11 protein-coding genes are annotated in these 16106 nt (G+C 69.6%); 9 read left to right on the top strand and 2 right to left on the bottom strand.

The features are described from left to right. Positions 1-172: 172 nt before the first annotated feature. Both ABZ570_RS22840 and ABZ570_RS22835 read right to left on the bottom strand, forming a co-directional pair. Complete coding sequence (locus tag ABZ570_RS22840) at positions 173-769, bottom strand: MBL fold metallo-hydrolase (RefSeq protein WP_358067026.1); 597 nt, start codon at positions 767-769, stop codon at positions 173-175. Between the two features lie 102 nt (positions 770-871). After that, a complete protein-coding gene (locus tag ABZ570_RS22835; protein WP_358067022.1) occupies positions 872-2062 on the bottom strand; it encodes a cytochrome P450 in 1191 nt (396 codons plus the stop codon). A 545-nt stretch (positions 2063-2607) separates the two neighbouring features. Here ABZ570_RS22835 and ABZ570_RS22830 point away from each other — a divergent pair. The 9 genes from ABZ570_RS22830 to ABZ570_RS22790 all read left to right on the top strand — a co-directional run bounded on the left by ABZ570_RS22830 (position 2608) and on the right by ABZ570_RS22790 (position 16072). Then, positions 2608-5721, top strand: a complete 3114-nt coding sequence (locus ABZ570_RS22830; RefSeq protein WP_358067019.1) for a beta-L-arabinofuranosidase domain-containing protein — start codon at positions 2608-2610, stop codon at positions 5719-5721. A 352-nt stretch (positions 5722-6073) separates the two neighbouring features. Further along, on the top strand, positions 6074-7771 hold the full coding sequence (araB, locus tag ABZ570_RS22825; RefSeq protein WP_358067016.1) for a ribulokinase: 1698 nt from the start codon (positions 6074-6076) through the stop codon (positions 7769-7771). Continuing rightward, positions 7768-8466, top strand: coding sequence for an L-ribulose-5-phosphate 4-epimerase (locus ABZ570_RS22820; RefSeq protein ID WP_358067013.1), 699 nt, complete (start codon positions 7768-7770; stop codon positions 8464-8466). The genes araB and ABZ570_RS22820 overlap by 4 nt, the downstream gene beginning before the upstream one ends. A 73-nt stretch (positions 8467-8539) precedes the next feature. Continuing rightward, positions 8540-9547 (top strand): ABC transporter substrate-binding protein, encoded by a 1008-nt coding sequence (locus ABZ570_RS22815; protein ID WP_358067010.1) that lies wholly within the window; start codon positions 8540-8542, stop codon positions 9545-9547. Between the two features lie 182 nt (positions 9548-9729). Then, on the top strand, positions 9730-11274 hold the full coding sequence (locus tag ABZ570_RS22810; RefSeq protein WP_358067007.1) for a sugar ABC transporter ATP-binding protein: 1545 nt from the start codon (positions 9730-9732) through the stop codon (positions 11272-11274). Continuing rightward, positions 11271-12344, top strand: coding sequence for an ABC transporter permease (locus ABZ570_RS22805; RefSeq protein ID WP_358067004.1), 1074 nt, complete (start codon positions 11271-11273; stop codon positions 12342-12344). Before ABZ570_RS22810 ends, ABZ570_RS22805 begins: the two co-directional genes overlap by 4 nt. Continuing rightward, positions 12341-13336, top strand: a complete 996-nt coding sequence (gene yjfF, locus ABZ570_RS22800; protein ID WP_358067001.1) for a galactofuranose ABC transporter, permease protein YjfF — start codon at positions 12341-12343, stop codon at positions 13334-13336. The genes ABZ570_RS22805 and yjfF overlap by 4 nt, the downstream gene beginning before the upstream one ends. Positions 13337-13366: 30 nt before the next feature. Next, entirely contained in the window at positions 13367-14872 is a 1506-nt protein-coding gene (araA, locus tag ABZ570_RS22795; protein ID WP_358066998.1) for an L-arabinose isomerase, read from the top strand. A 180-nt stretch (positions 14873-15052) separates the two neighbouring features. Then, on the top strand, positions 15053-16072 hold the full coding sequence (locus ABZ570_RS22790; protein ID WP_358066995.1) for a LacI family DNA-binding transcriptional regulator: 1020 nt from the start codon (positions 15053-15055) through the stop codon (positions 16070-16072). Positions 16073-16106: the final 34 nt, after the last annotated feature.

Genomic DNA, 16106 nt, shown 5'->3' with positions numbered 1-16106 from the left:
TTTCCTCGGCCCCCCGGGGGCCCAACCCATTTGTCCGCCCCACCGGTCAACATCGCCTCGACCGTGCGGCCCCGCCCGCACTGACGAGGCGATGGTTGTGCCCGCTGGAGTTGCGCGGCGCCGGCCAGGGCGGCGAAGGCGCACCTGGCTCGGTGGGAGCCAGGGACGGCCCTCAGACCGACTCGCCCGGTGCCAGATACCGGTAGCCGTTGCCGGTCTCCTCGGACAGCCAACCGTTGATGCTGCTGAGCCCGCGATGGTTGACCTGGGCGTCGTGTATCGCGAACGCCCGCTGCGGTCTGATCGCCCTGACGAAGTCGATCGCCTCCGCCATCTTCAGCCACGATCCCTGGGCCGGGACCAGCAGCGTCTCGATCGGCTGTTCTGGGACGTGCAGCGAGTCACCGGGGTGGTAGACCGCCTCGTCGACGATGTAGCCGAGGTTCGCGCAGTCCGGTTGGCCACCGTAGATGACCGCGTGCCGCCCGCCGACCGCCCGTACCCGAAAGCCGGCGGCGGTGAAGTCCTCGCCGGGGGACACGCCGGTGACTTCCAGCCGCGGAATGTTCGCCTCGGCGGGCGCGTAGACCGGCACGCCGAGCCCGGCCAGGCGAAGGACGTCGACGTGGTCGGTGTGTTCGTGCGTCACCAGCACCGCGTCCGCGCCGGCCAGGGCGGATGGCTCGCTCCACGTGCCGGGGTCGATGACGAGCACCCGACCGTCGTGCTCAAGTCGTACGCACGCATGGGTGTATTTGATGATCCGCATGGCGTCCGAACCTACGCTGGTCGTGGAGCTACCGGCCGGGACCCCGGACCCGGCCGAGGCCGGGTGCCAGCCCGGGCTCGGCGCCGTCCTCCGTGCCCTGGGTCAGACGAGCAGCGGCAGCCCGTCCTGATGCAGACGGAAGCCGTCGAGGTCGGCCGGATCCACCGCGAGCCGCAGGTTGGGGAGCTGTTGCGCGATCCGTTCGAACATGATGCGACTCTCCAGCCGGGCCAGGTGGGCGCCGAGGCAGAAGTGGATCCCGTGCCCGAAGGCGATGTGCTTGCGAACGTCGGTGCGGTGGATGTCGAACACGTGTGGTCGGTCGAACACCGCGGGATCGCGGTTGGCTCCCCACAACGACAACCCCACCCGATCGAACGCCGGTATCCGCCCACCGGCCACCTCGAGGTCCTGCAGGGCGAATCGAGGTGGCACGATCTCGACCGGACCGCGGTACCTGAGTGTCTCCTCGACCACCGCCGCCGCCAGCGACGGGTCGTCTCGCAGAGCCTGCCACTGCTCGGGGTGCGTGAGCAGCAGACGAATGCCGTTGACGACCAGGTCGACGGTTGTCTCCTGGCCGGCGACGAGCAGCAGCTGCACGAGCGCCACCAGCTCGTCGCGGTCGAGCGGGCCGCCCCGCTCCGCCAAGCCCACCAGCTGCGACATCAGGTCATCGGCCGGCACCGCCCGACGCCGGGCCGCCAGCTCATCGAGGTAGGCGGCGAACTCGACGGTGGCGTTCGGGCCGTCGATGCTGCCCGACACGATCGCGGCCGACCAGGCCCGGAACCGTGGTCGGTCCGGCTCGGGAATGCCGACCAGTTCCGCGATGACGTTGACCGGCAGCGGGTCGGCAAGATCGCTCACCCCGTCGACGCGTCCCCGCCCGCGTGCCCGCGCCACCAGGCGATCGGCGAGGTCGGTGATCCAGGGCTCCAACCGGGCCACCGCTCGCGCCGTGAAGCCGCCGCTGACCAGCCCGCGCAGGCGGGTGTGGTCGGGCGGATCGAGGTTGATGAGCTGGCGGGACTCGATTCTCGCCACCTCCGACAGGGGCCGCGGGGTCGACCGCTGCACGTCGGGGCAGAGCCGGTGGACCTCGTGTCCGATCGCCGGATGGCGCAGCCCCGCCAGCACGTCGGCATGCCCGGCTATCACCCAGAGGCGGTTGCCTGCCGGATCGAGCTGGAGTACCGGCCCACCACTGTCGCGTACCCGGTCGTAGAACCGGTGCGGGTCACGGCGCACCGCCGGATCCCACAACTCGGAGATGCCGAACTCGGCGGCCACACTGCCTCCTTGCACCGGAAGTCCACTGTGCGCTGCCGTTCGCCCGCGCACCCGTCGGCACCGGCCCAGCCAAGTCGGGAGTCGAGCTGCGGCCGGGCATGCTCGGCAACCAGGCCGGTCCAAGTTGAGCGCTAACATAGATACGTTTCCAGCATGTGTCAATCACTCCGTCTTACCCGCTCGTAGGGATTGACCGGCCCTGAGTTAGCGCTCACACTGCCAGTCATCAGGGGCCTCGCGACCGACGACTCGGCCCCTCTCGCGACGGCCACGGACTCCGACTTCCGTGGAGCAGCACTCCGACACACTGGAGGATGAGCGATGCGATAGGTCACACCTGACGACGAGCCTCGCGCCGGCCTGATGGCCGGAAACCCGCCGAACATCCCGACGCCACGGGCGGCCCGCCCGGGAGGTGCCGGCACGCGCGGAGGAGAACCTGAGCCCTCGGCCGGCGACTTCGACCCGGCGGATCCCGATCTAGATACAGCGAGCAGGAGCCTGGCCCAGCGGTCAGCGCACCCCATGTGGAAGGACGATCCTCAGTGACCCATTCCGACAAGAGCGCGGTCAACCGACGTCAACTCCTTCAGGCATCAGCCGTCGGTGTCGCTGCGGTCGCCGGCGCCGCCGTTCTCCCGGCGCCCGCCGCGGCGGCAGCAACGACCACCGAGCCGGCAGCCGGCCCGACCGGCCTCGGCACGACCGGGCTCGGCACGACCTCGGCCGATCTCGGTCCCGGCGGTACCGCCCCGGTCAGGCCGTTCCCGCTGCGGGAGGTGAAGCTGGGCAACGGCCTGCTGCAGGAGAAGCGCGACCGCATGAAGAACTACCTTCGGCAGTTCGACGAGCGACGGTTCCTCGTCCTGTTCAACAACCAGGCCGGTCGGCCGAACCCGCCGGGCGTGTCGGTCCCCGGTGGCTGGGAGGACGGCGGGCTGCTCAGCGGCCACTGGGCCGGTCATTTCATGACGGCTCTCGCGCAGAGCTACGCCGACCAGGGCGAGCCGATCTTCAAGAGCAAGCTCGACTGGATGGTCAACGAGCTCGCGGCCTGCCAGGTGGCGATCAACGCGCGAATGGGCAACGGCGGGCCGGGCGGTGAGGATCCGCAGCAGCCGCAGATCGGCCGGGTGGCCGGCCGTTTCGGGAACGGCCTTCGCCTGAATGGACCGAGCAAGGCCCAGTACGTGACCCTCCCTCAGGAGGCAATCAGCCAGCTCACCAGCTTCACCATCGCCACCTGGGTCAACCTCGCCTCCACGCAGAACTGGAGCCGGCTGTTCGACTTCGGTCAGAACACCACGGTCAACATGTTCCTGACCCCGCGCGCCGGCGTCACCGGCAACGTGCCGAGGTTCGCCATCACGGTCGGCGGCTCGGGCCAGGAACAGCAGATCAACGGTAACGCCGCGCTACCGACGAATCAGTGGGTGCACCTGGCGGTCACGCTGTCGCAGAACACCGGCACGCTGTACGTGAACGGTCAGCAGGCCGGCAGGAACACGAACATGACCCTCAACCCGTCCCACCTCGGAAACCCCGGAAACCGGTGGATCGGGCGATCGCAGTACGGCGACCCGTTCCTGGACGCGACCATTGACGAGTTCCACGTCTTCGACCGCGCCCTGAGCCAGGAGGAGGTGCAGTCGCTGCTGGACGCGCCGGCCGGGAGCACCGGTGGCGGGACCATCGCCTGGTACCGGTTCGACGAGGATGGCGGCACCACCCTCAAGGACGCCTCGCCCAACGGCCGCGACGCCGGCGTCGTGGCGGCCCAGGACAGCGGGAACGCCCTGTGGATCCCAACCCACCCCGGCTACCTCGGCGCGATCCCGGAGGACGCGGTGCTCCGGCTCGGGCCGCCGCGCTGGGCCGTCTACGGCGGCAACGCGAACACCAACACCTGGGCGCCCTGGTACACCCAGCACAAGATCATGCGCGGCCTGCTCGACGCCTACTACCACACCGACAACGAGACGGCGCGCGACGTCGTGGTCAAGATGGCGAACTGGGCGCACCTCGCGCTGACCGTCGGGGACAAGAACCACCCCAACTACACGGGCCCCATCACGCGGGACAACCTGAACTACATGTGGGACCTCTACATCGCCGGCGAGTCCGGTGGGGCAGGCGAGGTCTTCCCCGAGATCTACGCGCTCACCGGCGACGGGAAGCACCTGGAGACCGCCAAGTTCTTCGACAACCGCGAGTCGTTGTTCGACGCCTGCGTCGAGAACCGCGACATCCTCGTGACCACGCCACAGACCAGGCCCGGCCGCCGCCGCCCGGACCGCCTGCACGCCAACTCGCACGTACCGCAGTTCGTCGGATACCTGCGCGTGTACGAGCACAGCGGCGATCGGGAGTACTTCCAGGCCGCGAAGAACTTCTTCGGCATGGTCGTCCCGCACCGCATGTTCGCCCACGGTGGGACCGGCGGCAACTACCCCGGTTCCAACAACAACATCGAGATGTTCCAGAACCGGGACAACATCGCGAACGCGATCGCGCAGGGCGGCGCGGAGACCTGCACCACGTACAACATGATCAAGCTGGCCCGTAACCTGTTCCTGCACGAGCACGACCCGGCGTACATGGACTACTACGAGCGCGGCCTGCTCAACATGATCCTCGGCTCGCGGGCCGACAGCACGAGCGTCAGCAACCCGCAGGTCACCTACTTCCAGCCGTTGACCCCGGGCACCACTCGCAGCTACGGCAACACCGGTACCTGCTGCGGCGGGACGGGTGTGGAGAACCACACCAAGTACCAGGAGACGATCTACTTCAAGTCGGCCGACGGCAGCACGCTGTGGGTCAACCTGTTCCTGCCCTCCACCCTGACCTGGGCCGAGAAGGGCTTCACCGTCACCCAGGAGACGAGCTACCCCCGCGACGACCGTACGAAGCTGGTCGTCAACGGCAGCGGCCGACTCGACATCAAGCTGCGGGTACCGGGCTGGGTGCGGCGGGGCTTCTTCGTCACGATCAACGGCGCCGACGCCGAGGTCGACGCCAAGCCGGGTACCTACGTCACGCTGAGCCGGACCTGGAAGCCGGGCGACACCATCGAGATCCGGATGCCGTTCAGCATCCGGATCGAGCGGGCACTGGACCGCCCCGACACCCAGGCGATCTTCTGGGGACCCATCCTCATGCAGATCCTCGGCAACCCGGGCGGTGGCAACTACCGCGAGTTGTCCCTCTACCGGTACCTGAAGCGGGACGGCGACTACGCCCGTGCGGCCATCACCCACGCGGGTACCACCGCGGCCGGTGACCTGCTTTTCACCACCCACGGCCTCACCCTGCGGCCGTACTACATCAGCGACTCGCAGGCCGCCTCGTCGTACTTCCGCCGGGTCGAACCGACGGTCGTCTTCGGGTCCATCGACACCGGGGTGCCCAACTACAAGCGCAACGACGGACTGCCGAAGTACGACGTTCCCGTGGCGGGTATCCCCTCACCCGGCGACGACGGCCCGACCTTCCTCGACCTGGTGTGGGATCAGGCGCCCTTCGCCAACCACGGTGGCTTCCAGTCGGCGGTCGCCAGCACCGCTGACGCCTTCCTGCGGGCCGGCATCTTCACCGAAGCGGAGAAGGACCTCGTCGTCTCGACCGCCGCCCGGGCAAAGAACGAACTCGCACCATGAGGTTCGGGCGGCGCTTCCGGCGTGCCTCGGCCAGGAAGTAGAGCGCTTCGATGACGTCCCGGTCGTGGGTCGCCCCGCAAGGGCAGGCCCACGACCGGGACCAGTCTTGCCACCCGTGCCGACCGGTCGCCGACGGCGGCCGGAGGCTGCCGGGGCACCCCGAATGTGAGCGTGCACAGAGCCGGCCTCGCCATGCTGGCCCGACCGGAGGGTCCATGGGCTGCTCGAGGAGCCGAAGTAGCAAGGGGCTCGGCACGCGCGGCGGCAGAAGTTACCAGGACGTTCTCCCAGAGACCTTGACGAATCTAATGTGAGCGCTAACACTGTGCCGAGTAGGCGAGCGGAGGATGGCATGACCACTACGGGGGGAGCGGACGACCAGGTCGTCGTCGGCGTCGACTTCGGCACGTTGTCCGGGCGGGCACTGGTGGTACGGGTACGCGACGGCGCCGAACTGGGCACCGCCGTCCACGCCTACCGGCACGGCGTGATGGACTCCGTCCTGGCCGCCGACGGGCAGCCGTTGCCGGCCGACTGGGCGCTGCAGGACCCCGACGACTACCGGGACGTGCTGCGACACGCGGTGCCCGCCGCACTCGCCGCCAGCGGTGTCGCCGCCCGGCAGGTCATCGGGATCGGGATCGACTTCACGGCCTGTACGGTGCTGCCCACCCTGGCCGACGGCACCCCGTTGTGCGAGCTGCCCGACCTGCGGACCCGCCCGCACGCCTACGTGAAGCTGTGGAAGCACCACGCCGCCCAGCAGCAGGCCGACCGCATCAACGCCCTGGCCCACCAGCGCGGTGAGCCCTGGATCGGCCGCTACGGCGGAAAGATCTCCGCCGAGTGGCAGTACGCCAAGGCCCTGCAACTGCTGGAGGAGGACCCGGAGATCTACGCCCGGGCCGAGCGGTGGATCGAAGCCGCCGACTGGATCGTCTGGCAGCTGTGCGGCACCGAGACCCGCAACGTGTGCACCGCAGGGTACAAGGGCATCCGCCAGGACGGCCGCTACCCGTCCCGGGATTACCTCGCCTCGCTGAACCCGGACTTCGCCGGCTTCGTCCAGAAGATCGACGGTCCACTGGCCGCCCTGGGTACCCGCGCCGGCGGGCTGACCGTCCAGGCCGCGGCGTGGACCGGCCTCCCCCAGGGCATCGCCGTGGCGGTCGGCAACGTGGACGCCCATGTCACCGCCGCCGCCGCGCAGGCCCTCGAACCGGGCCGGCTGGTCGCCATCATGGGTACCTCCACCTGCCATGTCGTCAACGGCACCGAGTTGGCCGAGGTGGCGGGCATGTGCGGCGTGGTCGACGGCGGCATCAGCGCCGGCCGCTGGGGATACGAGGCAGGCCAGAGCGGGGTCGGCGACATCTTCGGCTGGTACGTCGAACACGCCGCCCCCGACGGGTTCGCCTCCCACGAGCTGCTGACCGCCCAGGCTGCCGCCCAACCCGTGGGCGCGCACGGGCTGGTGGCGCTGGACTGGTGGAACGGCAACCGGTCGCTGCTGGTCAACCATGACCTGAGCGGGGTGATCGTCGGGCTGAGCCTGGCCACCCGGCCGCCCGACATCTACCGCGCGCTGCTGGAGTCCACCGCGTACGGGACCCGCATGATCATCGAGGCGTTCGCCGACGCGCGGGTGCCGGTGAACGAGCTCATCGTCGCGGGTGGACTGACCAGCAACCCGCTGCTGATGCAGATCTACGCCGACGTCACGAACCGGCCGCTGGGCATCATCGGCTCGGCGCAGGGGCCGGCGTTGGGCTCGGCGATCCACGCGGCGGTCGCGGCGGGGATTTACCCCGACGTGTCCGCGGCCTCCGCGGCGATGGGTCGGGTCGACCGCGACGCCTATCTGCCCGATCCCGAGCGGGCCCGCGCCTATGACGCGCTGTACGCCGAGTACCGGCGGCTGCACGATCACTTCGGCCGCGGCGGCGACGAGGTGCTGCTGCGCCTACGTGCCATCCGGAACGCCGCCCGGTCGGCGGCCAACCACGCACCGGCCGGCGAGGCCGCGCATTCCCTGGAGGTGACGGCATGAGCGAGCAGCTCGCCCTGGGCGCCGAGGTGGCGCGGCTGCGCGAGACGGTGGCCACCCTGCACGCCGAACTCGTCCGGTACGGCCTGGTGGCCTGGACGGCCGGCAACGTCTCGGCGCGGGTGCCCGGGCGGAACCTCATGGTGATCAAACCGAGCGGGGTGTCCTACGACGACCTGCGCCCCGACAACATGGTGGTCTGTGACCTCGACGGGATCGTGGTGGCGGGTCACCTCTCGCCGTCCAGCGACACCGCCGCACACGCCTACGTCTACCGGTCGATGCCCGACGTCGGTGGTGTCGTGCACACCCACAGCAGCTACGCGACCGCCTGGGCCGCACGGGGCGAGCCCATCCCCTGCTATCTCACCGCGCAGGCCGACGAGTTCGGGGGCGAGATCCCGATCGGCCCGTTCGCCCTCATCGGCGGTGACGACATCGGCAAAGGCGTCGTGGCCACCCTCTCCGGGCACCGCTCCCCGGCGGTGCTGATGCGCAACCACGGCGTCTTCACCATCGGTCCGGACGCCAGGGCAGCGGTCAAGGCCGCCGTGATGTGCGAGGACGTGGCCCGCACCGCGCACCTGGCCAGGGTCCTCGGCCAGCCGGTGCCCATCGCCGCCGAGCATGTCGACTCGCTCTACGAGCGCTACCAGAACGTCTACGGGCAGACACCGGTCCCGTCCACCGACCGGTAGGCACGGGCCCGGACCAGCCGCCACTCACAGCCAGGTACCCCAACCCCACCACACCCCCGTAAGGAGTCATGTCATGAGGAAGACCGGCAACACCATCAGCCGTCGCGGGTTCGCGACGGTTCTGGCGGCCGGGCTGCTCGCCACCGGGCTGGCCGCGTGCTCGAACAGCGACACCGGCGGCGACGGCGGAGACGGCGGGGACGGCAAGATCGTCCTCGGGTTCTCGCAGGTCGGTGCCGAGAGCGGCTGGCGCACCGCGAACACCAACTCCATCAAGGAGGCTGCCGCGGCGGCCGGCATCGAGCTGAAGTTCGACGACGCCCAGCAGAAGCAGGAAAACCAGATCAAGGCGATCCGCAACTACATCCAGCAGAAGGTCGACGTCATCGCCTTCTCGCCGGTGGTGGAGTCGGGCTGGGACACCGTGCTCAAGGAGGCCAAGGACGCTGGCATCCCGGTGATCCTGACCGACCGCGCCGTCGACTCGGCCGACAAGTCGCTCTACAAGACCTTCCTCGGCTCGGACTTCGTGAAGGAGGGCCGGCTCTCCGGCGAGTGGCTGGTCGAACAGACCAAGTCCGCCACCGGCCCGGTGAACATCGTGGAACTGCAGGGCACCACCGGGTCGGCACCCGCCAACGACCGCAAGAAGGGCTTCGCGGAGGCGATCGCCGCCAACCCCAACCTGAAGATCATCGCGTCCCAGAGCGGTGACTTCACCCGGGCCGGCGGGAAGCAGGTCATGGAGCAGTTCCTCAAGGCCAACCCGAAGATCGACGTGCTGTTCGCGCACAACGACGACATGGGCCTGGGCGCGCTGGAGGCGATCACCGCCGCGGGCAAGGTGCCCGGCAAGGACATCACCATCATCACCGTCGACGCGGTCAAGGACGGCATGCAGGCGCTGGCCGACGGGAAGTTCAACTTCATCGCCGAGTGCAGCCCGCTGCTCGGGCCTCAGCTGATGGACCTGGCCAAGAAGGTCCACGCCGGCGAGCAGGTGCCGCCCCGGATCGAGACCGAGGAGACCACCTTCACCCAGGAGCAGGCCAAGGAGGCCCTGCCGAACCGGAAGTACTGACGAGCCGGTACCGGCTCGCAGCGCGTACGCCGCGAACGGTGACCGGCACGACGATCGGGCCGGTGGTGTCGAGCACACCACCGGCCCGGACCACTCCCCCGCGCCGTGAGCCGACGGGCCGGGCCGCCGTGAACGGTCACGGCGACCGGGCACCTGACGACAATCACGAAAGGTCTGGTGGGATGTCGGATAGGCATCCGGTCCTGACGATGACCGCGATCAGCAAGTTCTTCCCCGGGGTTCGCGCCCTCGACGGTGTCGACTTCCGGTTGTTCCCTGGCGAGGTGCACGCCCTGATGGGCGAGAACGGCGCCGGCAAGTCCACCTTGATCAAGGTGTTGACCGGGGTGTACGGCAGCGACGCCGGCACCATCATGCTCGACGGCGCCCCCGTCTCCTTCACCGGTCCCCGGCAGGCCACCGCGGCGGGGGTGAGCACCGTCTACCAGGAGGTGAATCTCTGCCCGAACCTGTCGGTGGCGGAGAACATCTTCATCGGGCGCCAGCCGCAGCGGTTCGGGACCGTGAACTGGCGAGAGATGCGCCGCCGGGCCGGCACCCTGCTGGCCCGCCTCGACCTGGACATCGACGTCGGCGAGCTGTTGGGCGGCTACTCCCTGGCCGTGCAGCAGATGGTGGCGATCGCCCGCGCCGTCGACGTACGCGCCCGGGTGCTGATCCTCGACGAGCCCACGTCCAGCCTGGACGCCGACGAGGTGGCGCAACTGATGCGCATCATGCGCCAGCTGCGCGACGAGGGCATCGCGATCCTCTTCGTCACGCACTTCCTCGACCAGGTGTACGAGATCGCCGACCGGATCACCGTACTGCGGAACGGCCGTCTCGTCGGCGAGTACCCGACCGCGGACCTACCGCAGTACGCCCTGGTGGAAAAGATGATCGGCAAGGAACTCGACACCCTGGAGCGACTCGACGAGCAGGCCGGGCGGGACCTGGCGGCCGTCGAGACGGGCGTCCCGGTCGTCGAGGCGACCGGCCTGGCCCGGACCGGCTCCGTGGCGCCGTTCAGCCTCACCATCCATCAGGGTGAGGTGGTCGGCATGGCCGGGCTGCTGGGATCGGGACGCACCGAGGTTGCCCGGTTGTTCTTCGGCGCCGACCGGGCCGACCGGGGCCGGCTCGCCGTGGACGGCCAGCCCGTGACCATTCGGGGACCGGTCGCCGCCATCGACCGGAACATCGCGTTCTGCTCGGAGAACCGGCGCACCGAGGGCCTGGTGGGCGATCTGTCGGTGCGGGAGAACATCATCCTGGCGATGCAGGCGGCCCGCGGCTGGCTGCGGCCGGTGCCCCGACGTCGCCAGGACGAGCTGGTCCGGCGCTACGTCGAGGCGCTGAGCATCCGCCCGAACGACCCGGACATGCCGGTGCGCAACCTCTCCGGGGGCAACCAGCAGAAGGTGCTGCTCGCCCGGTGGCTGATCACCGAGCCGCGGCTGCTGATCCTCGACGAGCCGACCCGCGGGATCGACATCGGCGCGAAGGCCGAGATCCAGCGCCTCGTGGTGCAGCTCTCCGACGGCGGGATGGCGGTGCTGTTCATCTCCGCCGAGCTGGAGGAGGTGCTACGGCTCAGCCACAAGGTCGCGGTGATGCGCGACCGGCAGCTGGTCACCCAACTGGCCAACGACGACAGCCTCGACGCCGAACGCGTCATGCGCGTCATCGCGAGCGGAGCGGAGCAGAAAGGGCGGGACCAGGCATGACCACCTGGAAGGCGCGCCTGCCGGGCGTCACCGGCCACCGGCTGTTCTGGCCGGTCGTGGTGCTCGTGACGTTGGTGGCGGCGAACGCGGTCTACCGGCCGAGCTTCCTGGCCATCGAGGTCAAGGACGGGCACCTGTACGGCAGTCTGATCGACATCCTCCGGCTCAGCGCCCCGCTGATCCTGGTCGCCCTGGGCATGACCCTCGTGATCGCCACCGGTGGCATCGATCTGTCCGTGGGGTCCGTGGTCGCCGTCAGCGGCGCGGTGGCCTGCCTCTACATCAGTCGCCAGCCGGACCAGGGCGACGTCGGGACCGTCCTGACCGCGCTGGTCATCGCCGCCGGGGTCGCCCTGCTCCTCGGCGCCTGGAACGGGATGCTGGTCGCCGTGATCGGCATTCAACCGATCATTGCCACCCTGATCCTGATGGTCGCCGGACGCGGCCTGGCCCAGTTGGTCACCTCTGGGCAGATCATCACCATCAACAGCAGCCCGTATCGGATGATCGGGACCGGGCATCTGCTGACCCTGCCGTTCGCGATCATCCTCGCCCTGGCGGTGACGCTGGCGGTGGCGGTGCTCACCCGCCGCACCGCACTCGGGATGATCATCGAGGCGGTCGGCGGCAACGCCGAGGCCAGCCGGCTGGCGGGCATCCGCGCGCGGCGCGTCAAGCTCCTCGTGTACGTCGTGAGCGCCGCCTGCGCCGCCGTGGCCGGGTTCATGATGACCGCGAACGTCTCCAGCGCCGACGGCAACTCGGCCGGGCTGTGGGTCGAGCTCGACGCGATCCTTGCCGTGGTCATCGGCGGCACGTCGCTGGCTGGGGGGCGCTTCTACCTGAGCGGCACGATCGTCGGCGCGCTGATCATCCAGACCCTCACGACCTCCGTGTACGCCATGAACATCGACCCGCAGACCTCCCTGCTGTTCAAGGCGATGGTGGTGATCGTGGTCTGCCTCATCCAGGCGCCGGCGTTCCGCGCCAGGTTCCGCCGCCGGCGAGGTGCCGCGGCGCCGCCGCCGGTCCCGGTCGACCAGCAGAAGGAGCAGGTGGCAGCCCCATGAGCACGACACAACTGACCCCGCGGCTGGGCCGACCCACGTGGTGGCGGCTGCCGCGGCGACAGGTCCCGGTGCTGGTCAGCCTCGGCCTGCTGCTCCTCATGTACGGCATCGGCGTCTCGCAGTACCGGGCCTTCTCCAACATCCAGGTCATCTTCAACGTCTTCATCGACAACGGTTTCCTGCTCGTCGTCGCGATCGGCATGACCTTCGTGATTCTCACCGGCGGAATCGACCTGTCGGTGGGCTCGGTGGTGGCGATGACCGCAATGGTGTCGGCCGCACTGCTGCGCGAAGGTCTGCCATCCGCGCTGGTGCTGCTGATCGCGCTGCTGATCGGTCCGACGCTCGGGTTCGTGATGGGCTGCGTCATCCATTTCTTCGACATTCAACCCTTCATCGTCACCCTGGCCGGCATGTTCTTCGCCCGTGGGCTGTGCACCTGGATCAGTTCGGTGTCCGTGCCCATCTCCGACGGCTTCTGGACGGCCGCCGCGCAGGAACGGATCAGGATCGGCGACAACTTCGTGACCGTCAGCGTCCTCATCACGGTCGCGGTGGTCGCCCTGGCCGCGTACACGCTGGCGTACACCCGGCTGGGCCGCAACGTGTACGCCATCGGGGGCAATCCCCAGTCGGCACTGTTGATGGGTCTGCCGGTCGGCCGCACCCGCATCGCCGTCTACACGATCAGCGGGCTCTGCTCGGCGATCGGCGGCATCCTGCTGTCCTTCTACACCCTGTCGGGGGCCCCGCTGATCGCCGTCGGCATGGAACTGGACGCGATCGCCGCGGTGGTCATCGGCGGCACCCTGCTCACCGGCGGTGCCGGCTATGTACTCGGCACCGTGCTGGGGGTGCTGGTCCTCGGTGTCATCCAGACACTGATCACCTTCGACGGCACCCTCAACTCCTGGTGGACCAAGATCGTGATCGGCGGCCTGCTGTTCGCGTTCATCCTCCTGCAACGCCTCATCGCCATCCGCAAGAAGTAACTCACCACCCGCCCACCGGAAGGCAACCCCATGATCAGCCCATCCCCGGCCGCCGAGGTCTGGTTCCTCACCGGCAGCCAGGGCCTCTACGGCCCCGAGACCCTGCGTCAGGTGGCCGCTCAGTCCCAGCAGATCGCCGCTCGACTCGACGCCGATCCCGCCATTCCCGCCCGGGTGGTCTGGAAGCCCGTACTCACCTCCAGCTCGGAGATCCTCGCCGTCTGCCGCGACGCCGCGGCACAGGGAGCCGTGGGGGTCATCGCGTGGATGCACACCTTCTCGCCGGCGAAGATGTGGATCTCCGGCTTGGACGCGTTGCGTACCCCGCTGCTGCACCTGCACACCCAGGCGAACGTGGCGCTGCCGTGGTCCGAGATCGACATGGACTTCATGAACCTCAACCAGGCCGCCCACGGCGACCGGGAGTTCGGGTACGCGCAGACCCGCCTCGGAGTCGCCCGCAAGACGGTCGCCGGGCACGTCAGCAACCCCCAGGTCATCGCCAGAATTGCGGCGTGGACCCGAGCCGCGATCGGGTACTCGACGATGCGGTCGCTGCGGCTGGTCCGTTTCGGCGACAACATGCGCGACGTGGCCGTGACCGAGGGCGACAAGGTCGAGGCAGAGCTGAGGTTCGGCGTCTCCGTGAACACGTACGGGGTGAACGACCTGGTACACGCCGTCGACGCCGTCGCCGAGACGCGGATCGACGAGCTGGTCAAGGAGTACGACGACAGCTACCGCCTCGACCCGGCGCTGCGGCCCGCCGGTGAACGCCACGATTCCCTGCGCTACGCCGCCCGCATCGAGGCGGGGTTGCGGGACTTCCTCGAGGCCGGCGGGTTCGGCGCCTTCACCACCAACTTCGAGGACCTCGGCGGCCTGCGGCAACTACCCGGCCTCGCCGTGCAGCGACTGATGGCCGACGGCTACGGCTTCGGCGGGGAAGGAGACTGGAAGACCTCGGTACTGGTGCGCACGCTCAAGGCGATGTCGGTCGGGACCGACGGCGGCACCTCCTTCATGGAGGACTACACCTACGACCTCACCCCTGGTCAGGAACTCGTCCTCGGCGCGCACATGCTGGAGGTCTGCCCGAGCATCGCCGCCGCGACGCCGGCCGTGGAGATCCATCCGTTGAGCATCGGCGGGCGCGAGGACCCGGTGCGGTTGGTCTTCGACGCCCGGCCGGGCCCGGCGGTGGTCCTCGGGCTGGCCGACATCGGCGAGCGGTTCCGGCTGGTGGCCAACGAGATCGACGTGGTCGCCCCGCCACAGCCGCTGCCCAAGCTGCCCGTCGCCCGGGCGGTGTGGCGGCCTCGGCCGAACCTCGCCGCTTCCGCGGAGGCGTGGCTCACCGCGGGCGCACCGCACCACACGGTCCTGTCGCAGGCCGTCGGGACCGAGGAGCTGCACGACCTCGCCGAGATGACCGGCACCGAGCTTCTCGTCATCGACGCCGACACGACGTCCCGGCGGCTGGCCCAGGAGATCCGCGCGAATCAGGCCTACTTCCGACTGGCCAGAGGATTCTGAGCCGAAATTGTAATCGACTAATCTCAATTTGCTGTCGGCGTCCCGCCCGCGGAAGCGCATCGATGACCCCGACCGCCACCGAGAGCCGCGCGGCCCACCCCACCGCTGCTGTAGGGCCGGGCCGTGCGGCTCCGAGCGGCGGAAGCAGCGGGTCTACGATGACCGCGAAGGGGAGGCGCCATGATTCCACAGCCGGCCGTACGTGCCGCCGTGATGAGCGATGTCGCACGGCTTGCCGGCGTCTCTCATCAAACCGTCTCCCGAGTGCTGAACAATCATCCGAGCGTGCGGCAGGAAACCCGGGAACGGGTGCTGCAGGCCGTGCACCAACTCAACTACCGGCCCAATGCCCTGGCGCGCGGGCTGGCCAGGCGGCGCTCCCGCGTCATCGGTGTGGTCAGCTTCGACACGATCCTCTACGGCCCGGCCGCCACCCTGCTCGGCATCGAGCGGGCGGCCCGTGCCGCCGGCTACGGAATCAGCATCGTCACCCTGGAGCGGCTCGACCGGGCCGGGGTGGCCTCCGCCATCGACGCCCTGGCCGAGCAGTCGGTGGCCGGGGTCGCGCTCATCGCCCCGACGGTCAGTGCCGCGGTACACGGCCTGCCCACCGGCGTACCCGCGGTGGTGGTCGAGCCCGGCGGCGGCGGTGAGTTGCCCAACGTCTCGGTCGACCAGGTCGCCGGCGCCCGCCTCGCCGTCGAGCACCTCCTCGCGCTCGGGCACGAGACCGTGTGGCACATCGCCGGGCCGCGCGACTGGCTGGAGGCCCGCGACCGTATCGACGGGTGGCGGCTCGCCCTGGAGGCGGCCGGCCGTCGCGTCCCGCCGGTCATCGCCGGCGACTGGAGCCCGCGGGCAGGCTACGAGATCGGTCAGACCCTCGTCGACCGCCCGGACATCACCGCGGTCTTCTGCGCCAACGACCACCAGGCGCTCGGCCTGCTCCGCGCCCTCCACCAGCGGGGCGTGCGGGTGCCGGACGACGTCAGCGTGGTCGGCTTCGACGACCTTCCGGAGGCCGCCTACTTCTCCCCGCCGTTGACCACCATCCGGCAGGACTTCGACGAAGTCGGCCGTCGGTGCGTCGCCGCGCTGCTGGAGTTGTTGACCGCAGACCCGTCCCTCGGGCGGGCGAACCCGCTGCCGGTGGAGCCGACGCTCGTGGTCCGAGCCAGCAGCGGCAGCCGGAAGCCCTGAGCGACGACCCAGCCGGCCCGGCGGGAGGCGTCTC

The organism is Micromonospora sp. NPDC007271 (assembly GCF_040634005.1).
Lineage (GTDB): Bacteria > Actinomycetota > Actinomycetes > Mycobacteriales > Micromonosporaceae > Micromonospora.
The sequence above is the reverse complement of the archived record's forward strand: the minus strand, read 5'-3'. Positions and strand labels throughout refer to the sequence as shown.

Coding starts and splice junctions, on each gene's coding strand:
- ABZ570_RS22840 (WP_358067026.1), bottom strand. CDS start 769: ATGCGGATCATCAAATACACCCATGCGTGCGTACGACTTGAGCACGAC.
- araB (WP_358067016.1), top strand. CDS start 6,074: ATGACCACTACGGGGGGAGCGGACGACCAGGTCGTCGTCGGCGTCGAC.
- ABZ570_RS22820 (WP_358067013.1), top strand. CDS start 7,768: ATGAGCGAGCAGCTCGCCCTGGGCGCCGAGGTGGCGCGGCTGCGCGAG.
- ABZ570_RS22815 (WP_358067010.1), top strand. CDS start 8,540: ATGAGGAAGACCGGCAACACCATCAGCCGTCGCGGGTTCGCGACGGTT.
- ABZ570_RS22810 (WP_358067007.1), top strand. CDS start 9,730: ATGTCGGATAGGCATCCGGTCCTGACGATGACCGCGATCAGCAAGTTC.
- ABZ570_RS22805 (WP_358067004.1), top strand. CDS start 11,271: ATGACCACCTGGAAGGCGCGCCTGCCGGGCGTCACCGGCCACCGGCTG.
- yjfF (WP_358067001.1), top strand. CDS start 12,341: ATGAGCACGACACAACTGACCCCGCGGCTGGGCCGACCCACGTGGTGG.
- araA (WP_358066998.1), top strand. CDS start 13,367: ATGATCAGCCCATCCCCGGCCGCCGAGGTCTGGTTCCTCACCGGCAGC.
- ABZ570_RS22790 (WP_358066995.1), top strand. CDS start 15,053: ATGATTCCACAGCCGGCCGTACGTGCCGCCGTGATGAGCGATGTCGCA.